Origin of the sequence: Pseudomonas citronellolis (genome assembly GCF_029335315.1) — a bacterium.
Classification (GTDB): domain Bacteria; phylum Pseudomonadota; class Gammaproteobacteria; order Pseudomonadales; family Pseudomonadaceae; genus Pseudomonas; species Pseudomonas citronellolis_A.
In genome coordinates, this window is the sequence record NZ_JARJLT010000184.1 from 1 (window position 1) to 18633 (window position 18633).

21 protein-coding genes are annotated in these 18633 nt (G+C 68.9%); 2 read left to right on the forward strand and 19 right to left on the reverse strand.

All coding sequences use genetic code 11. The annotated features are described in order from the left end of the window. Together P3W75_RS14370 and speB are read right to left on the reverse strand one after the other, a co-directional pair. On the reverse strand, positions 1-894 hold an 894-nt coding region (locus tag P3W75_RS14370), incomplete at its 3' end, for a universal stress protein (RefSeq protein ID WP_276228031.1). 108 nt (positions 895-1002) lie between these two features. Then, the gene (speB, locus tag P3W75_RS14375) at positions 1003-1962 is read right to left on the reverse strand and encodes an agmatinase (protein WP_276228032.1); all 960 of its coding nucleotides are present in this window, start codon (positions 1960-1962) and stop codon (positions 1003-1005) included. A gap of 178 nt (positions 1963-2140) precedes the next feature. On the opposite strand from speB, the gene P3W75_RS14380 reads away from it, so the two are divergent. Next, positions 2141-3034, forward strand: a complete 894-nt coding sequence (locus tag P3W75_RS14380; RefSeq protein WP_276228033.1) for a LysR family transcriptional regulator — start codon at positions 2141-2143, stop codon at positions 3032-3034. A gap of 4 nt (positions 3035-3038) precedes the next feature. On the opposite strand, the gene P3W75_RS14385 is transcribed toward P3W75_RS14380, so the two are convergent. The 14 genes from P3W75_RS14385 to flgB form a co-directional block, all read right to left on the reverse strand. After that, entirely contained in the window at positions 3039-3638 is a 600-nt protein-coding gene (locus tag P3W75_RS14385; protein ID WP_276228034.1) for a DUF4157 domain-containing protein, read from the reverse strand. Positions 3639-3848: 210 nt separating this feature from the next. Further along, a complete protein-coding gene (locus P3W75_RS14390; protein WP_276228035.1) occupies positions 3849-4178 on the reverse strand; it encodes a tryptophan synthase subunit beta in 330 nt (109 codons plus the stop codon). A 115-nt stretch (positions 4179-4293) separates the two neighbouring features. Next, the gene (locus P3W75_RS14395) at positions 4294-5334 is read right to left on the reverse strand and encodes a hypothetical protein (protein WP_276228036.1); all 1041 of its coding nucleotides are present in this window, start codon (positions 5332-5334) and stop codon (positions 4294-4296) included. A 13-nt stretch (positions 5335-5347) separates the two neighbouring features. Then, positions 5348-6262: a flagellar hook-associated protein FlgL gene (flgL, locus tag P3W75_RS14400; protein WP_276228037.1), complete on the reverse strand. Its 915-nt coding sequence runs from the start codon at positions 6260-6262 to the stop codon at positions 5348-5350. Positions 6263-6294: 32 nt separating this feature from the next. Further along, entirely contained in the window at positions 6295-7662 is a 1368-nt protein-coding gene (gene flgK / locus P3W75_RS14405) for a flagellar hook-associated protein FlgK (protein WP_276228038.1), read from the reverse strand. Continuing rightward, a complete protein-coding gene (locus tag P3W75_RS14410; protein ID WP_276228039.1) occupies positions 7659-8651 on the reverse strand; it encodes a transglycosylase SLT domain-containing protein in 993 nt (330 codons plus the stop codon). The genes flgK and P3W75_RS14410 overlap by 4 nt, the downstream gene beginning before the upstream one ends. 9 nt (positions 8652-8660) lie before the next feature. Continuing rightward, the gene (locus tag P3W75_RS14415) at positions 8661-9764 is read right to left on the reverse strand and encodes a flagellar basal body P-ring protein FlgI (RefSeq protein ID WP_276228040.1); all 1104 of its coding nucleotides are present in this window, start codon (positions 9762-9764) and stop codon (positions 8661-8663) included. Positions 9765-9777: 13 nt separating this feature from the next. Continuing rightward, positions 9778-10452, reverse strand: coding sequence for a flagellar basal body L-ring protein FlgH (gene flgH / locus P3W75_RS14420; RefSeq protein WP_276228041.1), 675 nt, complete (start codon positions 10450-10452; stop codon positions 9778-9780). Continuing rightward, positions 10449-11234: a flagellar basal-body rod protein FlgG gene (gene flgG, locus P3W75_RS14425; RefSeq protein ID WP_276228042.1), complete on the reverse strand. Its 786-nt coding sequence runs from the start codon at positions 11232-11234 to the stop codon at positions 10449-10451. Before flgG ends, flgH begins: the two co-directional genes overlap by 4 nt. Positions 11235-11292: 58 nt before the next feature. After that, on the reverse strand, positions 11293-12018 hold the full coding sequence (locus P3W75_RS14430) for a flagellar basal body rod protein FlgF (RefSeq protein ID WP_276228043.1): 726 nt from the start codon (positions 12016-12018) through the stop codon (positions 11293-11295). Positions 12019-12027: 9 nt separating this feature from the next. Then, on the reverse strand, positions 12028-13215 hold the full coding sequence (gene flgE, locus P3W75_RS14435; protein WP_276228044.1) for a flagellar hook protein FlgE: 1188 nt from the start codon (positions 13213-13215) through the stop codon (positions 12028-12030). A gap of 23 nt (positions 13216-13238) precedes the next feature. After that, positions 13239-13904, reverse strand: coding sequence for a flagellar hook capping FlgD N-terminal domain-containing protein (locus tag P3W75_RS14440; RefSeq protein ID WP_276228045.1), 666 nt, complete (start codon positions 13902-13904; stop codon positions 13239-13241). After that, positions 13901-14332 carry a flagellar basal body rod protein FlgC gene (flgC, locus tag P3W75_RS14445; protein WP_276228046.1) on the reverse strand — a complete coding sequence of 144 codons (432 nt, stop codon included), beginning with the start codon at positions 14330-14332 and terminating at the stop codon, positions 13901-13903. The genes P3W75_RS14440 and flgC overlap by 4 nt, the downstream gene beginning before the upstream one ends. 2 nt (positions 14333-14334) lie before the next feature. Next, positions 14335-14703: a flagellar basal body rod protein FlgB gene (flgB, locus tag P3W75_RS14450; protein WP_276228047.1), complete on the reverse strand. Its 369-nt coding sequence runs from the start codon at positions 14701-14703 to the stop codon at positions 14335-14337. 265 nt (positions 14704-14968) lie between these two features. Here flgB and flgA point away from each other — a divergent pair, with 265 nt between their 5' ends. Next, complete coding sequence (flgA, locus tag P3W75_RS14455) at positions 14969-15592, forward strand: flagellar basal body P-ring formation chaperone FlgA (RefSeq protein WP_276228048.1); 624 nt, start codon at positions 14969-14971, stop codon at positions 15590-15592. A gap of 162 nt (positions 15593-15754) precedes the next feature. Here flgA and P3W75_RS14460 read toward each other — a convergent pair whose 3' ends face one another. From P3W75_RS14460 to P3W75_RS14470, 3 genes are read right to left on the reverse strand one after another with little or no spacing between them, the layout of a single operon-like run. Further along, a complete protein-coding gene (locus P3W75_RS14460; protein ID WP_276228049.1) occupies positions 15755-16321 on the reverse strand; it encodes an acyltransferase in 567 nt (188 codons plus the stop codon). 12 nt (positions 16322-16333) lie between these two features. Next, the gene (locus P3W75_RS14465) at positions 16334-17527 is read right to left on the reverse strand and encodes an ATP-grasp domain-containing protein (RefSeq protein ID WP_276228050.1); all 1194 of its coding nucleotides are present in this window, start codon (positions 17525-17527) and stop codon (positions 16334-16336) included. Continuing rightward, entirely contained in the window at positions 17436-18632 is a 1197-nt protein-coding gene (locus tag P3W75_RS14470) for a DegT/DnrJ/EryC1/StrS family aminotransferase (RefSeq protein WP_276228051.1), read from the reverse strand. The genes P3W75_RS14465 and P3W75_RS14470 overlap by 92 nt, the downstream gene beginning before the upstream one ends. Between the last annotated feature and the right edge of the window lies 1 nt (position 18633).

The following is an 18633-nucleotide window of genomic DNA, read 5'->3' on the forward strand; positions in this document are numbered from 1 at the left end:
CGGGCGCACGGCGAGGATGCTCGAGTGCACCCGGTACAGCGACTGCTCGGTGGTGCTGCCGATAATCTTCGCCAGCCCGGCGCGGTACAGGGTGCCCATGACCACCACATCCACCTGCTTCTCATTGGCGAACTCGGCGATCACCCGGGTCGGCGCGCCCTTGATCAGGTGCAGGTAGGGCCGGCCGATGCCGAAGCGCTGGGCGATGCGGTCCATGCGCTGGCGCGAGCGGCCGCTCATCTGCTCGGCGACTTCCGGCGACCAGGCCACCGGGCCGGCGGCGTAGGCCAGGAAGTCGCTGGGCACGTCGTAGGCCTGCAGCAGGTGCAGCTCGGCGCCGCACTGGCGGGCCAGGGCCTGCGCCGATTCGACGATGTGGTCGTTCAACTGGTCGACCCGCACGTCGTCCTGGGACAGGTCCAGGGCGGCGAGGATGCGCTTGGGCTTGGGCTCCTCGGCGGTGCTGACCAGGTGCAGCGGCACCGGGCTCTGGCGCAGCAGCTGCCAGTCCAGCGGAGTCATGATCGCGCGGCTCAGCGCCGGTTCGTACTGGGTGTCCTTGATCACCAGGTCGATCTCCAGCTCGCTCACCAGGCGCAGGGCGTGCTTGAGCGGGTCTTCGGTCCAGATCGCCTCGGTGGTCACTTCCACGCCGTGGGCACGCATTTCCTCGGCGCGCGCTTCCAGCCAGCGCTCCTGGCGCTGCCGGGTTTCTTCGCGGGCGCGGGTCTGCAGCACGCTGTCGAGTACCCCCAGGCCCACCGGCAGGGCGTCCAGGGCAACCATGTGCAGGCGCGCGCCGCTGGCCAGGGCCAGTGCGCAGGCGCGGTGCAGGGCGGCGGAATCACGCAGGAGCGGGTCGCAGATCAGCAGCAGGCGCGAGTAGGCATTCATGGGGACCTCCGGGTGGGACAGGGGTGGATGACCCTAGCCTGCACCCTCGCCCGGAAACCCCCGTTGATATGCATCAAGCGCACCGCCGGCGCTGCGGCGAATCGCCCCTCAGGCCCGCGCGGCGCGGGCCTCGGCCAGCAGGCAGAGGATTTCGAACATCAGCGTGGCGCCGTTCAGCGCGGTGCAGCCGCTGGGGTCGAGGTCCGGCGCCACTTCCACCACGTCGCCGCCGACCAGGTCCAGCCCGCGCAGGCCGCGCAGCAGCGCCAGCGCCTCGCGCATGCTCAGGCCGCCGGCCTCGGGGGTGCCGGTGCCGGGGGCGAAGGCCGGGTCGAGGCCGTCCACGTCGAACGACAGGTAGGTCGGCCCGTCGCCCACCACCTGCCGCGCCAGCTCCACCACGCCGGCCACGCCGAGGCTATCGAACTCGTCGATGAACACCACGCGCATGCCGCTGTCCAGGCTGAAGTTGGCCGAGCCGCTGTGCTCGGAGCCGCGGATGCCGATCTGGATGGTCCGTTTCGGGTCGAGCAGGCCGTCTTCCACCGCCCGGCGGAACGGCGCGCCATGGAAGAATTTCGAGCCGTAGAGGCTATCCATGGTGTCGGTGTGGGCGTCGATGTGGATCATGCCCAGCGGCCGCTCGGCGGCCAGCGCCTTGAAGATCGGGTAGGTGATGGAGTGGTCGCCGCCGGCGGTCAGCGGGGTGACGCCGTGGCGCACCAGCTCGCGGTAGAAGGCCTCGATGTTGGCGTGGGCGCCTTCCAGGCTGTACATGTCGTCCAGGTAGACGTCGCCCAGGTCGCGCACCCGGCACAGGTCGAACGGGCACACCGCCGAGAAGTGGTTGCGCGTGCGCATCAGGCACGACTGCGCGCGCAACCCGCGCGGGCCCAGGCGCGCGCCAGGGCGGAAGGACGTGCCGCCGTCGAAGGGCACGCCGACGATGCCGATGTCCGCCTCGGCGAAGCTTTCGGCGCGCGGCGCGCGCATGAAGGTGGCGATCTCGGCGAAGCGCGGGCGCTTCTGCGGGTCGTAAGGGGTGCCGCTGAGCGGGTCGGTGAGCATCTGCCGTTCTCCAGGCTATGGGCTGAACGGCGATTATTCGAGATGCGGCGCGGCGCGAACATTTCCGCCAGTGAAGTAAATACTTCAGCGATTACTGATGTATCTATCGCCGCCCCGGCTATTGAAAGCGCCGGGGCGCGCCGCGCAGACTGGCGGCCCCCGAACCACGAGAGCGGCCATGCAGGAACCCCGCTACAACCTCCGCCTGCTGCGCATCTTCCTCGCGGTGGTGCGCCACCAGGGCTTCACCGCCGCCCAGCAGGAGCTGAAGATGTCCACCTCGGCCATCAGCACCTACATGGCCCAGCTGGAAGGCCAGATGGGCGTGGCGCTGTGCAACCGCGGGCGCGCCGGCTTCAGCCTGACCAGCGCCGGCGAGCTGATCCACCGCCAGGCGCTGGAGATCTTCGAGCGCATCGAGCGCTTCGAGGATTATGTCGCCGACCTCCAGGGCGAGCTGCGCGGGCGCCTGGCCGTGGGCCTGCTGGACTCGATGCTGAGCGAACCGCGGATCAGCGTCGTCGACCTGCTCGGCGCCTTCACCAGCGAACACCCGCAGGTGCACCTGAACCTGCGTATCCTCAGCCCTTTCGAGTTGCAGCACGAGGTGCTGGAGTCGCGCCTGGACCTGGCCATCGGTTCGTTGCCCACGCGCCTGGCCGGGCTGAACTACCTGTTCCTCTACCAGGAGCGCCATGGCCTGTACTGCAGCGACCGCCACCCGCTGTTCGACCACCCGGCGCCGAGCCTGGCCGAAGTGACCCGCCAGCGCCTGATCGGGCGCGGCTACTGGAGCCAGTCGGAGGCCGAGCGCCACGGCTTCCAGGCCTATTCGGCGACGGTCGACAGCATGGAGGCGGAACTGATCCTGGTGCTTTCCGGCAGCTACATCGGCTACCTGCCGGAGCACCTGGCCGAGCGCTGGGTGCGCGCCGGGCAGTTGCGCCAACTGCTGCCGGAGACCTGCGGCTACGCCGCCGATTTCTCGGCCATCGTCCGTCGCGGGCGCACCCGCGAGCCGCTGATCCAGGCGCTGCGCGAGAAGATCAAGCGCAACTTCCAGCTGCCCTGAGGCCTCAGGGCGTGCGCGAGGCGGTGCTGCGCAGGCTGCGCGACACCTGGTTCTGGATGGCGTAGGCCGGGTCTTCGAGGGTGCTGGCGTTGCGCACGTACTGCTGGGCGAAGCCGTCCACGCCCAGCTCGCGGTACTGCTGCACATGCTTGAGTTCGTGGGCCCAGAGCGCCAGGTCGTGCAGCGCGCCGTCTTCGTTGCGGAACACCACCACGTCGATCAGGGTCACCGCGACCACGTCCTGGTTCTGCAGCATGGCGCTGGCGGCGTCGATGTCCTGGCCCTGGCCGACCCGGTAGCGCACCGACTGCAGCAGGTCGTCGGGGTACCAGGCCTGCAACTGCACGCGCAAATCCAGCGGCAGCGGCTGTACGCCGGCGGCGACCATCTGGTCGCGGGATTGCGTCAGCCACTGCGCCAGCGCGGGCGCGGCAACCTTGCGGGCGTCGTCCTGGAGCACCCCGAAGACCCCGTCGGGGTCGGCCACGCAGATGCAGCCGCCGAGGCAGACTTCCGACTGGCCGGGGGCGCAGGCGTGGGCGGCGAAGCTGGCGCCGAGGCAGGCGGCGAACAGCAGGCTAAGCAGCGGGCGGGATTTCGGCAAGGCGGGCTCCAGGGGGCGGCAGGCGGGCGAGTATACCCGCCCTGCTTCAGACAACGGCCGGGGGCGAATTGCTCCCGCAGATGCGGCGGACGGATGGTCGGGGGCGGAAGCGCGCTTTCCGGGGGCGCGAATTTCCGCCCCAACCGTAGGAGCGCGCCCTGCGCGCGATCGCGGGCGTGGCCCGCTCCTACGCCGGGGAGATGGGGCGGCTCAGTCTTCGTCGCTGGGGTGGTCGGCCAGGCCTTCCAGTTCGGCGCGCGCCACGGCGCGTTCGTCGAGCTTGCGGCGGGCCGCTTCGGGGAGGTCGGTGTAGCGGATCACGCCGCGTTCGACCAGGACGTTGACCACGTCTTCCAGCACGCGGATCACTTCCAGGTCGGACTGGCGCAGCAGGTCGAGGCGGCTACGCACTTCGGTGCGGGCGTCGAACCACAGCTTGAGCTCTTCGCTCTGGTAGGCCAGCGTGTCGTTCATGCCGCTGAAGGGCTGGCTCTCCACCCTCAACAGCTTTCCCTGCGCATCGCGTTGTACGTAAACCATGCGGATCGCCCCAACCGTCGTGACCAAAGGTGCGAACGAAGCTCATCCTGCTCGTCGCTTGCCTGCTGGGACCACCGATCGGCCCCAGGGTTCGGCGCAGCTTAACAAGACCGGCTCAAGAAAGCAGGCTGACCACCGCGAAGCGGCTCAGGTTGGCCTGGGCCACCACGGTCTGGGTCACCGCCGAGTAGCTCGAACCGCTGCTGCGCACCAGATTGAATACCGAAGACGCGTAGTCCTGCGCCCATTGCTGCTCGTCGCTGTCGGCCTGGCGCGCGAGGAACTCGCGGATTTCGCTCTGGCGCTGGCGCAGCTGCTCGCGCAGGGTGCCGATGCGGTCCAGGGCGTTGATCACCTGGTCGAGCATCCGGCGCATGTCGCGCTGGTCGCTGCCGGCCAGGCTCTCCGGCAGTTCCAGCAGGCTCTGCTCGCGCACCTGGGCGCGCCCGGCGCGCTCCTTGGCGAAGCGCTTGCCCTCGCCCTGCACGCTGAGCTGGCCGCCCTGCTGGCGCCACTCGGACTCGGCCATGGAGAAGCTCAGCTGGCCGTCCTCGCCGACTTCCGCGCGGATGCCGGCCGCCGCCAGGCCCTGGTTGAAGCTGCGCAGCAGCTGCTGGTCGCTAAGCGCCTCGTCGAGCACCACCACGCCCGGCTCGCCCTGGGCGCGCCCGGTGCTGAACAGCAGGGTCTCGCGGCCGCCGTCGCGGGCCTGGTCGAGGGTCTGCAGGCCGTCGATGGAGAAGCGCGTGCGCGCCGGCTCGTGCAGGTGCAGTTCGAGGTTGGCGTCGAGGTTGCCGGCGCTGCGTTCGCTGCGCTGGGCCAGCAGGTCGGCGGCCTGTTGCAGCGGCTGCTCCAGCTGCTTGCGGCCGCTGCCCTGGCCGCCGGCCAGTTCGCGACCGAGGCTGAGCTTGAGCTGGTTCAGGCGGTCGGACAGCTCGCCCAGGTAGCCTTCGGCGCTCTGCATGGCGCTGAGCTGCTGGTTGAGCTGGATGCTGAAGGTGGCGGCCTTGCCGTTGCCGCGCTCCAGGCGGGCCGTGCCGTCGCCGCGCGCGCTCTTGCGCTGGCGCAGGTTGCGCTCGCCCACCGGCAGCGGCGCCTGGCGCGGCTGCTGGGCGTCGATGGCGGTGACCGCCGGGAAGGGATTCTCGACCTTCATGGCCCCGGGGTCCTCAGAGCAGGCTGAACAGCGACAGGCCGTTGACCGTCAGGTAGGTCTTCTGCGTCGCCTGCAAGGCCAGCTTGTAGTTGCCCAGGTCGATGCTGGCCTTGCTGTAGTCCAGGGTCGACAGGTCGCCCTCGATCTTCTGGTTGACCAGCGACACGTCCTGGTTGCTGTTGTCCAGCAGGGTCAGGGTGTTCTGCCGGCCGCCGAGGTCGGTGATCGCCGAGAGCACCTTGCCCTGGCTGTCGTCCAGCAGGTTCATGGTGTCCTTGATGCTCTGCAGGGTCGCCGGGTCGGTGCTGTCCAGCGCCGGGTCCTGCAGCGTGGCCACCAGTGAATGCAGGTTGTTGAGGAAGTCCATGCCGCTGCCGAACAGCGGCTGCACGGCGACGTTCTCGTCGACCATCACGCCGTTGGCCACCACGGCCTGGCGGGTCTTGTCGTTGCCGGTAGCCGAGTAGGTGCCGGTGGCCGAGTCGTAGGTCACCGCCGGGCTGTCGGTCAAGGTGCCGGAGAACAGGTAGCGGCCCTCCTCGTCCTTGACGTTCAGGTAGCTGACCAGGGTCTTCTCCAGGTTCGACAGTTCGCCGGCCATGGCGCTGAGCTGCTCGTTGGAGTTCGAGCCGTTGGCGGCCCAGAGCAGCAGGTCGCGCATGTCGAGCATGGTGTCGGAGGTCGACTGCAGGTTGGTTTCCTGGATCGACAGGTTGCTGGAGACGCCGGTGATGTTGCTGCCGTACTGCGCCAGGCTCGCCTCCGAGCGCTGGATACGCAGGATGCGCACCGCGGCGATGGGGTCGTCCGAGGGGTGCTGGATGCGGTTGCTGCTCGACATCTGCTGCATGAGCTGCGACATCTTCTCGGTGTTGCGGCTCATCGAGTTGAGCAGTATGGCGGTGCTCTGCGAATTGGTGATGCGCATGGGGCGTCTCGTCGGGTTACGGGCTACGGCGCTCAGAAGGCCGCGAGCATGCTGTCGAACAGGTCCTTGGCGGTGCTGATGACCTTCATGTTGGCCTGGTAGGCCTGCTGGTAGGTCATCAGGTTGACCGCCTCCTCGTCCAGGTTCACCGCGCTGACGCTGTCGCGCTGGTTCTGCGCCTGCTGGGTCACGGCCTTGGCGGTGTCCAGGTCGGCCTGGTTCTGCCGGCTGTCGCTGGCCACCTGGCCGATCAGGCCGGCGTAGGCGTCGTTGAGGGTCACGGCGTTGCCGTCGACGGTGATGGTCTGGTTCTTCAGGTCGATCAGCTTGAGCAGGTTGCCGTTGTTGCCCTTTTCGCCGGTGGTGTCGGACAACGCCAGGTCGGAAGGCTGCAGGCCGGTCAGGCTGAGCAGCTTGCTGGTGCTGCCGGTGTTGACCTGCAGCAGCGCCTGGCCGGCGTTGCCGTTGAGGTCGTAGCCGCCGGCCAGGGTGTTGTTGACCAGGTCGGCGACCTGGGTGGCCATCTGCGTCAGGCTGTCGAGGTTCGGCCGCAGGGTCTGGTATTCGGTGTCGTAGAGCGCGCCCATGGCGCCGCCCAGGCCTTCCTGGTCGATGGAGAACTGGGTGCCGGCGAAGGACAGGCTGACGTCCTGCTCGCCGGTGCTGGTCAGGCTGACCTTCAGCTGCGCGGCGGAGGTGCCGGCCACCAGCGGCTGGCCGTTGGCCAGGGACACCGCCACCGAGCCGTCGGCGGCCGTGGTGGTGCGGATGCTGCTGTACTGGCTGAGCTGGGTGATCAGCGCGTCACGCTGGTCCTGCAGCGCCGAGGGGTCGGCGGCGGAGGCCTGGGCGGCGACGATCTTCTTGTTCAGCAAGGCGATGTTCGAGGTCAGGCCGTTGATCTCGCCGACCATGGTGCCGCGTTGTTCCTGCAGCGACTTGAGCTGGGTGGCGATGTTGCCCGACAGGGTGTTGAAGCGCTGCGCCAGGTTGCCGGTCTCGGCGATGATCTGCTGGCGCAGGGCGGTGGAATCCGGGGTGGCGCTGGCTTCGCTCAAGGCGGCGAAGAAGTTGTCGAGGCCGACGCTGATGCTGGCGCCGTCGCTGGACATCAGGTCCTCCAGCGCGCCGAGGTACTGCTGGGCGTTGCTGTAGTAGTTCTGCGAGGTGGTCGAGCGCCACAGCTGCTGGTTGAGGAAGTCGTCGGACATGCGCCGGATGCTGCTCACCTGCACGCCGCCGCCGGGGTTCAGCGAGCCCTGCCCGCCGAGCGAGCTCATCACCGGGTTCAGCCGGCTGAAACCGGGGGTGTTGACGTTGGAGGTGTTCTGCCCGGTTATCGACAGGGCGATCTCCGAGGCGCGTACGCCGGTGTAGGCGATCTGCGTCAAATTGCTCACGACTGCTTCCCTTTCGGCTGAAGGCGGATCGGTTGGGCGAAGGCGGCGGACAGCGCCTGGTGCTGTGCGCCCTGTTCCTGATAGGCGACGGGATCGGCCTGCGGCTTAAGCGCCGCTTGCGGTGCCGCCGTCGCGCCGCTCTGGCTCGCGGCCGCGTGGCCACGGCGGGCCAGGTCGTCGAGGATGCCGCGGGTGTAGTGGCGGGTTTCCTCGAAGGGAATGCGCTCGACCCAGGCGTCGCTGCTGACTTCGCCGGTGCGCGGGTCGCCGTTGCTCTTGAGCCACTCGTCGACGCGGCCGGGGCCGGCGTTGTAGGCGGCCAGGGCGAGGGCGCGGTGGCCGTCGTAACGTTCCAGCATCTCGTCCAGGTAGGCGCTGCCGAGCTGGCGGTTGTAGGCGCCATCTCGGGTCAGGCGCTCTTCGTCGAAGTCCAGGCCGAGCTTGGCCGCCATGTCCCGCGCGGTGTCCGGCATCAGCTGCATCAGCCCGCGCGCGCCGCGCGCCGAGACGGCGGCGACGTCGCCGGAGGATTCGTGGTCGATCAGGCTCTCCACCAGGTCGGAGAACGCCGCCGTGCCGCGCTGCCAGAGGCGCCCGACGCTCTGCACGCCGCGCTGCCAGTCGGCGGCCACGGCCTGTTGCAGGCTGCGCGGCAGGCCCAGGCGGTCGCCGCCGGCCAGCGCTTCGCCCTGAGCGTCGGCCTCGTGGCCGGAGAGCTGGCGCACCAGCAGCGCGGCGATGCCGGTCTGCTTGCGCTCGGCCAGGTTGTCGGCGAGCACGCCGTCGTAGAAGTCGCGCATGGTGTCGAGGTCGCGGCTGCGGGTGATGCCGCCGGCCGAGAGCACGTCGCCGGCCTTGCGCATCTGCTTGAGGATCTGCTGCAGGAACAGCGCCTCGAACTGCTCGGCCGCCGCCTCCAGGCGCGCCTGCGGCTGGCCTGGCTGGCCGGGGGCGACCTTGAGCGCGGTGGGTAGGGAAACGATGCTCATGCGCGCGCCTCAGATGATGATGAGTTCGGCGTTCAGCGCGCCGGCCTTCTCCAGCGCCTGGAGGATGCTCATGACGTCGTCCGGGGTGGCGCCGAGGCTGTTCACGGTGTCGATGATGCTTTGCAGGCTGGCGCCCTCGGGCCAGCGGAACATCGGTTTCTTGTCCTGGCTGACGTTGACGTTGGACTGCGGGGTGACGGTGGTCTGGCCGCCGGAGAACGGCGCCGGCTGGCTGACCTGGGGGTTCTCGCTGATGGTCACGGTGAGGCTGCCGTGGGACACCGCCGCCGCCTTCACGCGCACGCCCTGGCCGATGACCACGGTGCCGGTGCGGCTGTTGAACACGACTTTCGGGCGCTCGCGGCCTTCCTGCACCTCCACCCCTTCGAGCAGGGCCATGAAGCTGGTGCGCTGGTTCGCCGAGACCGGCGCGCGCACGCTGACCTTGGTGCCGTCCAGGGCCTGGGCGCTGCCGGCGCCGAGCAGGCTGTCCAGCGCGGTGACGATGTGCGCGGCGGTCTGGAAGCTCGGCTGGCGCAGGTTGAGCATGATGTCCGGGCGGCTGGCGAAGTCGCTGGGGATCATCCGCTCGATGCTCGCGCCGTTGGGGATGCGCCCGCCGTTGGCGGTGTTGATGCTGACGCTGGAGCCGCTCTGCCCGGTGGCGTTGAGGCCGCCCACGGCGACCGCGCCCTGGGCCAGGGCGTAGGTCTCGCCGTCGATGCCGCGCAGCGGCGTGAGCAGCAGCTGGCCGCCGCGCAGGCTCTTGGCGTCGCCCAGCGAGGAGACGGTGACGTCTACCGTCTGGCCGGGGCTATAGGACGGCGGCACCTCGGCGGTGACGCTGACCGCCGCGACGTTCTTCAGCTTGGGGTCGACGTTGGCCGGCAGGTTCACGCCGAACTGCTTGATCATGTTCACCACCGACTGGCTGGTGAACTTCACCTGGGTCTTGTCGCCGGTGCCGTCCAGGCCGACCACCAGGCCGTAGCCGATCAGCTGGTTGCCACGGACGCCTTCGACGTCCACCAGTTCCAGCAGCGGCACGCCATGGGCGACCGGCGACAGGCAGAACAGGGCCAGGGGCAGGAGGTACTTCAGGGTCAGGCGCATGGCCGGTGTCGCCTCACATCGGGAACAGGGGGTGGGTGAAGAAGCGCGTCAGCCAGCCGGCCGAGTTGCTGTCGTTGAGCACGCCGCGCCCGGCATAGGAGATGTTGGCGTTGGCGACGTTCAGCGAGGACACCTGGTTGTTGCGGTTGATGTCGTCGACCCGGACCAGGCCGGTGAGGCGGATGAACTCCGAGCCCTGGTTCAGGCGCAGGTTCTTCTCGCCACGGATCATCAGGGTGCCGTTGGGCAGCACCTGGTGCACGGTCACCGCGATGGAGCCGCGCAGGGAGTTCTGCTGCTCGCTCTTGGCGTCGCCCTTGAAGTCGCGCTTGCCGCTGGCCGAACTTTCCAGGCGGTCGTAGTCGTGGCCGAGGACCTTGGGAATGCCGATGCCCAGGGTCGAGCTCTTGTCGAAACTGGTGCCGGCGCTCTTGCTCGACTGGGTCTGCTCTTCCAGCACCACGGTGAGCACGTCGCCCACCCGCAGGGCGCGCTGGTCCTGCACCAGGCCGCCGTAGTAGCCGGGGCGGTAGAGGCCGCCGCCGGTGGTCGGCGGCAGGCTGTAGTCCAGGCGCGGCGGCTGGTAGGCGCTGGAGTCCTCGTCCGGGAGCATCTCGTTGAAGCTCGCGCAGCCACCCAGCAGCAGCATCGCGAGCAACGTCGGCAGGTGGCGGCTCATGACGGTCATACGGTCTGGTTGAGGAACTGCTGCATGCCGGAGGCGGCGTCCAGCACCTTGGCGTTGGCCTCGTAGGCGCGCTGGATGGCGATCATGTTGACCATCGCTTCCACCACCTGCACGTTGGAGCCTTCCAGCACGCCCTGCTTGAGGGTGCCCAGGCCTTCCTCGCCCGGCGTGCCTTCCACCGGCTGGCCGCTGGCCACGGTCTCGCGGTAGAGGTTGCCGCCCAGGGCCTCGAGGCCGGCCGGGTTGGTGAAGTTGACGATGGTGATCTGGCCCAGCTGGGTCGGCTGCGTCTCGCCCGGCAGGATCGCGGTGACGGTGCCGTCGCTGCCCACGGTGAAGCTGGTGCTGCCGGCCGGCACTTCGATGTTCGGCTGCAGCGGCAGGCCCTGGGCGTTGACGATCACGCCGTCGGAGTTCAGTTGCAGCTGGCCGTTCTCGGTGTACAGGGTGTCGCCGTTGGGCGCTTCCACCTGGAAGAAGCCGCGACCGACGATCGCCAGGTCCATCGGCTGGCCGGTGGTCTGCATGCTGCCTTCGGTGAACACCTTCTGCGTGCCGGCGACACGCACGCCGCTGCCCAGCTGGATGCCCGAGGGCACGGTGTTGACCTGGTCGGCCTGCGCGCCGGGCTGGCGGTCGATCGAGTAGAACAGGTCCTCGAAGACCACGCGGTCGCTCTTGAAGCCGGTGGTGTTGACGTTGGCCAGGTTGTTGGCGACCGCCGACAGCGCGGTGTCCTGCGCCGCCAGACCGGTCTTGCTGACCCAGAGTGCCGAACTCATGCTCAATCTCCTTCACGGGCCGCGTCCTGCGCGGCCGACACGTTGTATGGCCGCCGCGTCAGTCGCGCAGCAGGCGGTCGCCGGCGGAGGACAGGTCCTCGGCGGCCTTCATCATCTTCACCTGGGTCTCGAACATGCGGTTCAGGCTCATGGTGGCGGTGAGCTGGTCGATCGACGACACGTTGCTCGCCTCCAGGTAGCCGCTGACCAGGCGCACGTTGTCGGCGGCCTCGGCCGGCTGGCCGTCCTTGCGCACCAGCAGGCCGGCAGCGTCCTTCTTCAGGTCGGCGGCCGGGGCGTCGACCAGCTTGATGCGGTCCACCTCGGTCATCAGGTAGTCGCCGCGCGGCATCACCGAGACGGTGCCGTCCTCGCCGATGTTCACGCTGTCGTACTCGGGCAGGACGATCGGGCCGCCCTCCCCCAGCACCTGGCGGCCGTTGAGGGTCAGGCGCCCCTCGCTGTCCACCACCATGCTGCCCTGGCGGGTGTAGGCCTCGCCGTCGCCGTTCTGCAGGGCGATCAGGCCCTGGCCGCGAATCGCGAAGTCGAGGTCGCGGCCGGTCACGGTGAGGGTTCCCGGGGTCATGTCGACGCCGTTGTTCTCCAGGCTCGCCAGGTGCCGGCTGTCATAGCCGTAGCCGCTGACGTCGACCGCGCGGGCGCGCTCCATGTCGGCGCGGAAGCCCGGGGTGTTGGCGTTGGCCAGGTTGTTGGCGCGCACCTGCAGCGACTGCAGGGTGCGGCTGGCGGCGGTCATGGCGGTATAGGCCAGGCGGTCCATGGGTCAGCCTCAGATGGCGCTGAACAGCGCTTGGGTGAGTTCCTTGTCGGTGGTCAGCACCTTGGTGTTGGCCTGGTAGTTGCGCTGGCCTTCCATCAGGTTCACCAGTTGCGCGGTGAGGTCGACGTTGGAGCCTTCCAGGGCGCCGGCCACCAGGTCGCCGAACTGGCCGCCACCGGCCGCGCCGATCAGCGCGCCGCCGGAGGCCGAGGTCTCGGTCCAGGCCGTGCCGCTGACCGCTTTCAGGCCTTCGGGGTTGACGAAGTTGGCCAGCACCACCTGGCCCTGCAGCAGGCGCTCGCCGTTGCTGTAGTTGACGTAGACCATGCCGTCCTCGTCGACGGTCAGGCCGGTCTTGTCGCCGGAGGCGTAGCCCGAGGCCTTGTTGGTGGTGACGGCGAAGTCGGAGCCGTACTGGGTGGTGCCGGTGTAGTCGACGGAAATCGCCAGCGGGTTCACGCCACCGGCCAGGCCGGCGACGTTGAGGGTCGTCGGGGTGGTCGGCGAGGTCAGCATGCCGGCGGCGTCGAAGGTCAGCGCCTGGGTGCCGGCGGCGGCGCCGTCGACGTAGTAGTTGCTGGTCCAGTCGTTGTCGGCGTTCTTCACGAAATACTGGGTCAGGGTGTGTTCCTTGCCCTGGGAGTCGTAGACCTTGGTGGTGTAGGTCGAGTTGTAGCTGGCCGAGGTGGCCGGGTCGAAGGCCACGGTCGGCACGTCGCCGTCGGCGTCGAGGTTGGCGACGAACTGCAGGCTGTCGGTGGCCTTGGCCGGCAGGCTCGCGGTCTTCACCTGGATGTCGCCGAGCACGCCGGACTGCAGGTTGCCGGCGGCGTCCACCGAGTAGCCCTGCAGGCGCTGGCCGGCGGCGTTGACCACGTTGTTGGCGTTGTCGGTGTTGAAGACCCCGGCGCGGGTGTACTGGGTCTCGCCGCTGGCGCTCTTGACCACGAAGAAGCCGGCCCCGGAGATGGCCAGGTCGAGGCTGCGGCTGGTGTTGGTGAGGCTGCCGCCGAGGCTGATGCTCTGGGTGTTGCCCAGCACTTCCACGCCCATCGCCTGGCTGTCGGCGTAGACGCTGCCGAACTCGGTGCGCGAGGACTTGAAGCCGACGGTGCCGACGTTGGCGATGTTGTTGCTGACGGTGTCCAGCTGGTCGCTGACGGCGTTCAGGCCGGTCAGGGAGATGTTGAAGCTCATCGGTTCTTGCTCCTGGGCGGGCTTCAGGCAGTCGCGCTGCCGAATTCGACGATGTTGTAGAAGGGCACGGAACCGGCGCCCTCGACGTCCAGTACCGGGCCGCTGTCGCTGACCCGCACGTGGGTGACCTTGCCGCTGACCTCGACCTTGGGCTTCTCGCCGCTGCTGGTCTCGACCTCGACGCTGTACTTGCCCGGTTCCAGGCCCAGGGCCTGCGGGTCGACGCTGAAGCCGACGGTGCCGGCTTCCTGCGGGCCGAGGGCGACCTCGGTGACCTGGCCGGTGGCGGCGCTGGTGAGCTTCAGCGTGGTGGTGGTGGAGGCGTGCTCCAGCTGCACCTGGGCGTCGACCTTGGCGTCGTCCAGCTGCAGGCTGTCCACCGAGACCGCCACCTTCTGCCCCACCAGCCCGGCGGCGGTGAGGTTCTGCAGGTTGTCGGCGAGCACCAGGCTGTTCTTCTGGATGGTGTTGAGGTTCTCCAGGCTCTGCACCTGGGACAGCTGCGAGTACTGGTTGACGAACTGGGTGCTGTCCACCGGATCGGTCGGGTCCTGGTACTGGATCTGCGCGACCATCAGGGTGATGAAGTTGTTCTGCAGCTCGGACACGTCGGTCAGGTTGACCGCGACGTTGTCGCCGCCGCTGCTGCCGGTGCCGCTGGAACTGGTGCCGTTTACGGTGGTGCTCATGTCTCGTCTCCCAGCTTCAGCAGGCCCTGCTGCATGCTGCGCACACGGTTGAGGACGTCGACGTTGGTCTCGAAGCTGCGCGAGGCCGACATCATGTCGGTCATTTCCTCGATCTCGTTGACGTCCGGGTAGAACACGTAGCCGTCGCGGTCGGCCAGCGGGTTGTTGGGCTCGTAGCGACGCTGCGGCTGGGCGCCGGAGGTGACCACGTCGAGCACCTGCACGCGCGCCCCGCCCAGGCCGGCGTCACGCACCAGTTCGTCGTTGCCGTAGACGGCGGCGAACATCGGCTTGCGCGCCTGGTACACGCTGTCGGCGCTGGAAGAGGCCGACTCGGCGTTGGCCAGGTTGCTGGCCACGGTGTTCAGGCGCACGGTCTGCGCGGTCATCGCGGAACCGGCGATGCGGTAGATGGAATCCAGGGCCATGCTCAACGTCCTTCGATGGCCTGCTTGAGGCCGCGGAACTTCATGCCGAGGAAGGTCAGGCTGGTCTGGAAGCCCATGCTGTTGCGCGAGAACTCCGACTGCTCGACGCCCTGCTCGACGGTGTTGCCGTCTTCCGACGGCTGGTTGGGAATGCGGTACTTGGCCTGCGCCGGGCTGTCGGCGAAGGCCAGGTCGGCCTGCCCGCCGTGGGGGTCCAGGCGCTGCATCTCGTCGGCGAAGTCGATGTCGCGGGCGAGGAACCCCGGGGTGTCCTGGTTGGCCAGGTTGGCGGCGAGCAGTTCGCTGCGTTCGCTGCGTACCTGCAGGGCGCGGATGTGTACGCCCAGGGATTCTTCTACACGGATGCTCATCGGTTGGCGGTCTCCGGCCTGACTCTTGCTGGCATCCGTGTGAGCAGGAACCGTGCCTAACTTGAGCATAGCGAGCAAAGCCTTGATTTCATTGAGTTTAATTCGGAAACACGGACAACCGCCGGCGCCCCGGCTTCCGCTTTGGCGGTGCCCGGCGGCGCCAGGCGGAAAAACCCTTTCCGCTCTTTTCCTGGTCCTCGCCGGCACCCTCGCCAGCCCCGCGACCCAGGCCGCCAGCGAAGTCCGCGAGCAGGTCGAGAAGGCCGTGGTCGCGCAGCTCGACGCCCAGCTGCGCGACGAGGCGCGGCGCAACGGCTGGCAGGGCCTGCGCAGCCAGTACAGCCACGAGCTGCTCGGCACCCTGCCGGCGACGCCCTGCTCCACGCCCCTGCAGGCGCAGCGGCGCAGCGACGACCCCTCGGCGCTGGCGCGGCAGCGCTACGAAGTGCGCTGCGCCGACGGCGAGGGCTGGTCGGTGATGGTCAGCAGCCAGGCCGACGTGTTCCTCCCGGTGCTGGTGACGGCGGCCATCGTCGACCGCGGCCATGTGCTCGAAGCCGGCGACCTGCAACTGAAGGCGACCAACATCGCCCGCGCCCACCACGGCTTCTTCACCCGCCCCGAGCAGGTGCTGGGCCAGGGCGTGCGCCGCCGCCTGCGCGCGGGCCAGTTGCTGACCCCGGCGCTGCTCGGCGCGGCGCAACTGGTCAAGCGCGGCCAGCAGGTACGCATCAGCGCCAACCACGACGGCATCCAGGCCAGCACCCCCGGCCAGGCCCTGGCCGACGGCCAGCAGGGCGAGGTGATCAAGGTGCGCAACCTGAGCAGCGAGAAAGTCATCCAGGCCCAGGTGGTCGAGGCCGGGGTGGTCAGCAGTACATTCCAGTGAGCCCGACCGTGCTCTGCGCAGGATGGCCGCCCGGCCCGAACGCGAGGTTGGCGGGGAGATCGGTGAAACGGCGGATAACCGCGAACGGTTATCCGCCCTACGTTGCGGTCGAGCCTGGTGTAGGGCGAATAACCCGGAGGGTTATCCGCCGCCTCGGCGCGGTCATTCGTCCCGCGTGTCGGCCAGGTAGGCCTGCTCCAGTTCCAGCAGGTCGCGGCGGCGCTCCTTCAGGCGCCGCGCCGGCACGCCGAAGTACACGCCCCAGGGCTGGGTGCTCTTGCTCACCAGGGTCATGGCGCCCACCGAGCAGCCCTCGGCCACGGTGACGCCGGGGAAGATCACCGACTGGGTGCCGACGATCACGTGGCGCCCCAGGCGCACGTCGGCCTCGCTCAGGCCCTTGTACTGCAGCGGCACCGTCGGGTTGGTCAGGGTGCGCCCGCTGTAGTCGTCGCTGCCGGTGAACACGTGGCAGCCGTAGGCCATCCCGGAGAAGTCCTCGAAGGTCACGCTGCACTCGCCGGCGGAGACGTTGCAGTACGCCGCCAAGTGCACGTTGCGACCGAAGCGGATGCGCCCGGACAACAGGCAGAAATCATCGATGCGCACGTTGTCGCCGATTTCCATCTCGTGCGGCCGGTACAGCGCCGCGCGGGTGCTGATGCGCACGTTGCGGCCAAGCCGGGCGAAGCCCAGTTCGCGCAGTTCGTCTTCGCTATAGAACGCCATGCCACCCTCCCCTCATTCCACCTGGACGCAGATGTCGCGCTCCATCGCCGCCATCGATGCGCGCATGTCCGCCACGTCGGGGAAGCGCAGGATCAGGGTGCCGAGGATGTCGTGGGAGCCGGCGTAGCGGCGCACCGAATCGCCCGGCCGCACCTGCAGGTCGCGCTCGACGATGCACTCGTCCAGGCGCGGGGACACCCGCAGCCCGCTGAACGCGCCATCCTCCAGGGCGTGGATCATGTAGCTGGCCCACGCGCCCTGCACCGGGCGCTGCTCCAGCGCCGGCAACGGCAAGCCCAGCGCGGCGTCCACGGTGTAGCGCACCAGGTCGACACCGGTGGCGTGCCGGATCACTTCGGGAATCAGGCAACCGCCGTTGCGCGGCCCCAGTTCGAGGAAGTGGAAGCCGCCGTCGGCGTCGAAGACGAAATCGAAGTTCAGCGCGCCGTTGCGCATGCCCAGCAGGTCGAGCAGGCGCTGGGTCTCGGCGTGGGCGTGGGCCAGCCAGTCCTCGCGATGGGAACTGGGGAAGCTTTCGCCGATGGGCACCAGGCCGTTGCACAGCCCGTCGAAGTTCTCGTCGGCCCAGCAGCGGAAGGCCAGGCGGCCGTCGATCACGAAGCCGTCGCCGGCCACCTGCGGCCCGTGTCGCGGGATGCGCGCCTCCACCACCACCTTGCGCGCCCGCGAGAACGCCAGGGCGTGGTCGAAGGCGGCATCGAAGGCGTTGGCGTCGAGCAGCTGGGTCACGCCCTTGCTGCCGGAGGAATCCACCGGCTTGACGAAGGCCGGCACGCCGATCTCCGCCAGCCAGGCGCGCGCCGCTTCACGGTCCTCGAAGGACGCCGAGCGCGGCGTGTTGAAACCGTGCTCGGCGAGGAAGGCGCGGAACAGGTCCTTGCGCGCCAGGGTTTCCACCGCCGCCAGCGGGTTGCCCGGCAGGCCCAGGCGCTCGGCGACATAGGCCGCGGTGGGCGCGGCCGGGTCCGAGGCGTAGGCCACCACCGCGTCTATGCGCAGCTGCGTGGCCAGCGCCAGCACCGCTTCGCGGTCGGTGGTGGAGACGTTGTGCGCCTCGTCGGCCAGGCGGTGGCCGGGGTTGTCCGGCAGGTAGTCACAGGTGATGACGTAGTGACCCTGCTTGCGCGCGTAGCGGATCGGCGGCAGCTGCGAGGGCGCCGCGCCCAGGAAGAGTATGCGTTTCACCCAAAGCCTCCTTGATGACATCGACCACCGCCTGCGCGTCCGCCAGCTCCAGGGCCGGGTAGATCGGCAGGCACAGCACCTGGGCGGAGACGCTTCGGGCCACCGGCAGGTTGTCGGGATGCGCCGAAGGCATCCCGCGATACATGGGAAAATCGGAAATCAGCGGGTGGAAGTAGCGCCGCGAGTAGATGTCGCGCTCCTTCAGCCGCAGGTAGAGGTCGTCGCGCGACAGCGCGGCGCCCGGCTCGACCAGCACCGGGAAGTACGAATGGTTGGCCCCGGCGTGCTCGCCGAGCAGGCGCAGGCCGGCGACCTCGGCCAGCTCCGCGCGGTAGTGGCGGTCGATCTGCCGGCGGCGCTCGATGGCCGCGTCCACGTGCTTGAGCTGGAGCATGCCGAAGGCGGCGTTGATCTCGCTCATCTTGCCGTTGATGCCCGGCGCCACCACGGTCAATTCATCGACGAAGCCGAAGTTCTTCAGGTGGTCGATGCGCTGCTTGGTCTTGGCGTCCGGGCAGACGATGGCGCCGCCCTCGAAGGTGTTGAACACCTTGGTGGCGTGGAAGCTCAGCACCGACAGGTCGCCATGGCGCAGCACGCTGCCGCCGGCGTCCTCGACGCCGAAGGCGTGGGCGGCGTCGTAGATCACCCGCAGGTTGTAGTTGTCGGCGATGCGCTGGATCGCCTCCACCGCGCACGGCCGGCCGTAGCAGTGCACCGGCAGGATCGCCGTGGTCTGCGGGGTGATGGCCGCCTCGATCTGCCGCGGGTCGAGGTTCAGGCTGTGCGGGTCGATGTCGACGAACACCGGCTTGATGCCGTTCCACAGCAGCGAGTGGGCGGTGGCCACGAAGGAGTACGGCGTGGTGATCACCTCGCCGGTGATGCGCAGCGATTGCAGCGCGGTGACCAGCGCCAGGGTGCCGTTGGCGAACAGGGCGATGTGCTCCACGCCCAGGTAGTCGCACAGCGCCTGTTCCAGTTGCTGGTGGAACGGCCCGCCGTTGGTCAGCACGCGGCTGGCCCAGATTTCCTCCAGGTACGGCAGGAATTCCTCCAGCGGCGGCAGGTGCGGCTGGGTGACGAAGATGCTCTTGTCGCTCATG

What these genes read in the sequence shown, in the direction of transcription:
- flgB (WP_276228047.1), bottom strand. Translation starts at nt 14,703, where the DNA reads ATGAGCATCCGTGTAGAAGAATCCCTGGGCGTACACATCCGCGCCCTG.
- P3W75_RS14395 (WP_276228036.1), bottom strand. Translation starts at nt 5,334, where the DNA reads ATGAAGGTCGAGAATCCCTTCCCGGCGGTCACCGCCATCGACGCCCAG.
- P3W75_RS14390 (WP_276228035.1), bottom strand. Translation starts at nt 4,178, where the DNA reads ATGGTTTACGTACAACGCGATGCGCAGGGAAAGCTGTTGAGGGTGGAG.
- P3W75_RS14460 (WP_276228049.1), bottom strand. Translation starts at nt 16,321, where the DNA reads ATGGCGTTCTATAGCGAAGACGAACTGCGCGAACTGGGCTTCGCCCGG.
- P3W75_RS14415 (WP_276228040.1), bottom strand. Translation starts at nt 9,764, where the DNA reads ATGCGCCTGACCCTGAAGTACCTCCTGCCCCTGGCCCTGTTCTGCCTG.
- flgL (WP_276228037.1), bottom strand. Translation starts at nt 6,262, where the DNA reads ATGCGCATCACCAATTCGCAGAGCACCGCCATACTGCTCAACTCGATG.
- P3W75_RS14380 (WP_276228033.1), top strand. Translation starts at nt 2,141, where the DNA reads ATGCAGGAACCCCGCTACAACCTCCGCCTGCTGCGCATCTTCCTCGCG.
- P3W75_RS14470 (WP_276228051.1), bottom strand. Translation starts at nt 18,632, where the DNA reads ATGAGCGACAAGAGCATCTTCGTCACCCAGCCGCACCTGCCGCCGCTG.
- P3W75_RS14440 (WP_276228045.1), bottom strand. Translation starts at nt 13,904, where the DNA reads ATGAGCACCACCGTAAACGGCACCAGTTCCAGCGGCACCGGCAGCAGC.
- P3W75_RS14410 (WP_276228039.1), bottom strand. Translation starts at nt 8,651, where the DNA reads ATGAGCATCGTTTCCCTACCCACCGCGCTCAAGGTCGCCCCCGGCCAG.
- speB (WP_276228032.1), bottom strand. Translation starts at nt 1,962, where the DNA reads ATGCTCACCGACCCGCTCAGCGGCACCCCTTACGACCCGCAGAAGCGC.
- flgC (WP_276228046.1), bottom strand. Translation starts at nt 14,332, where the DNA reads ATGGCCCTGGATTCCATCTACCGCATCGCCGGTTCCGCGATGACCGCG.
- flgH (WP_276228041.1), bottom strand. Translation starts at nt 10,452, where the DNA reads ATGACCGTCATGAGCCGCCACCTGCCGACGTTGCTCGCGATGCTGCTG.
- flgE (WP_276228044.1), bottom strand. Translation starts at nt 13,215, where the DNA reads ATGAGCTTCAACATCTCCCTGACCGGCCTGAACGCCGTCAGCGACCAG.
- flgG (WP_276228042.1), bottom strand. Translation starts at nt 11,234, where the DNA reads ATGAGTTCGGCACTCTGGGTCAGCAAGACCGGTCTGGCGGCGCAGGAC.
- P3W75_RS14430 (WP_276228043.1), bottom strand. Translation starts at nt 12,018, where the DNA reads ATGGACCGCCTGGCCTATACCGCCATGACCGCCGCCAGCCGCACCCTG.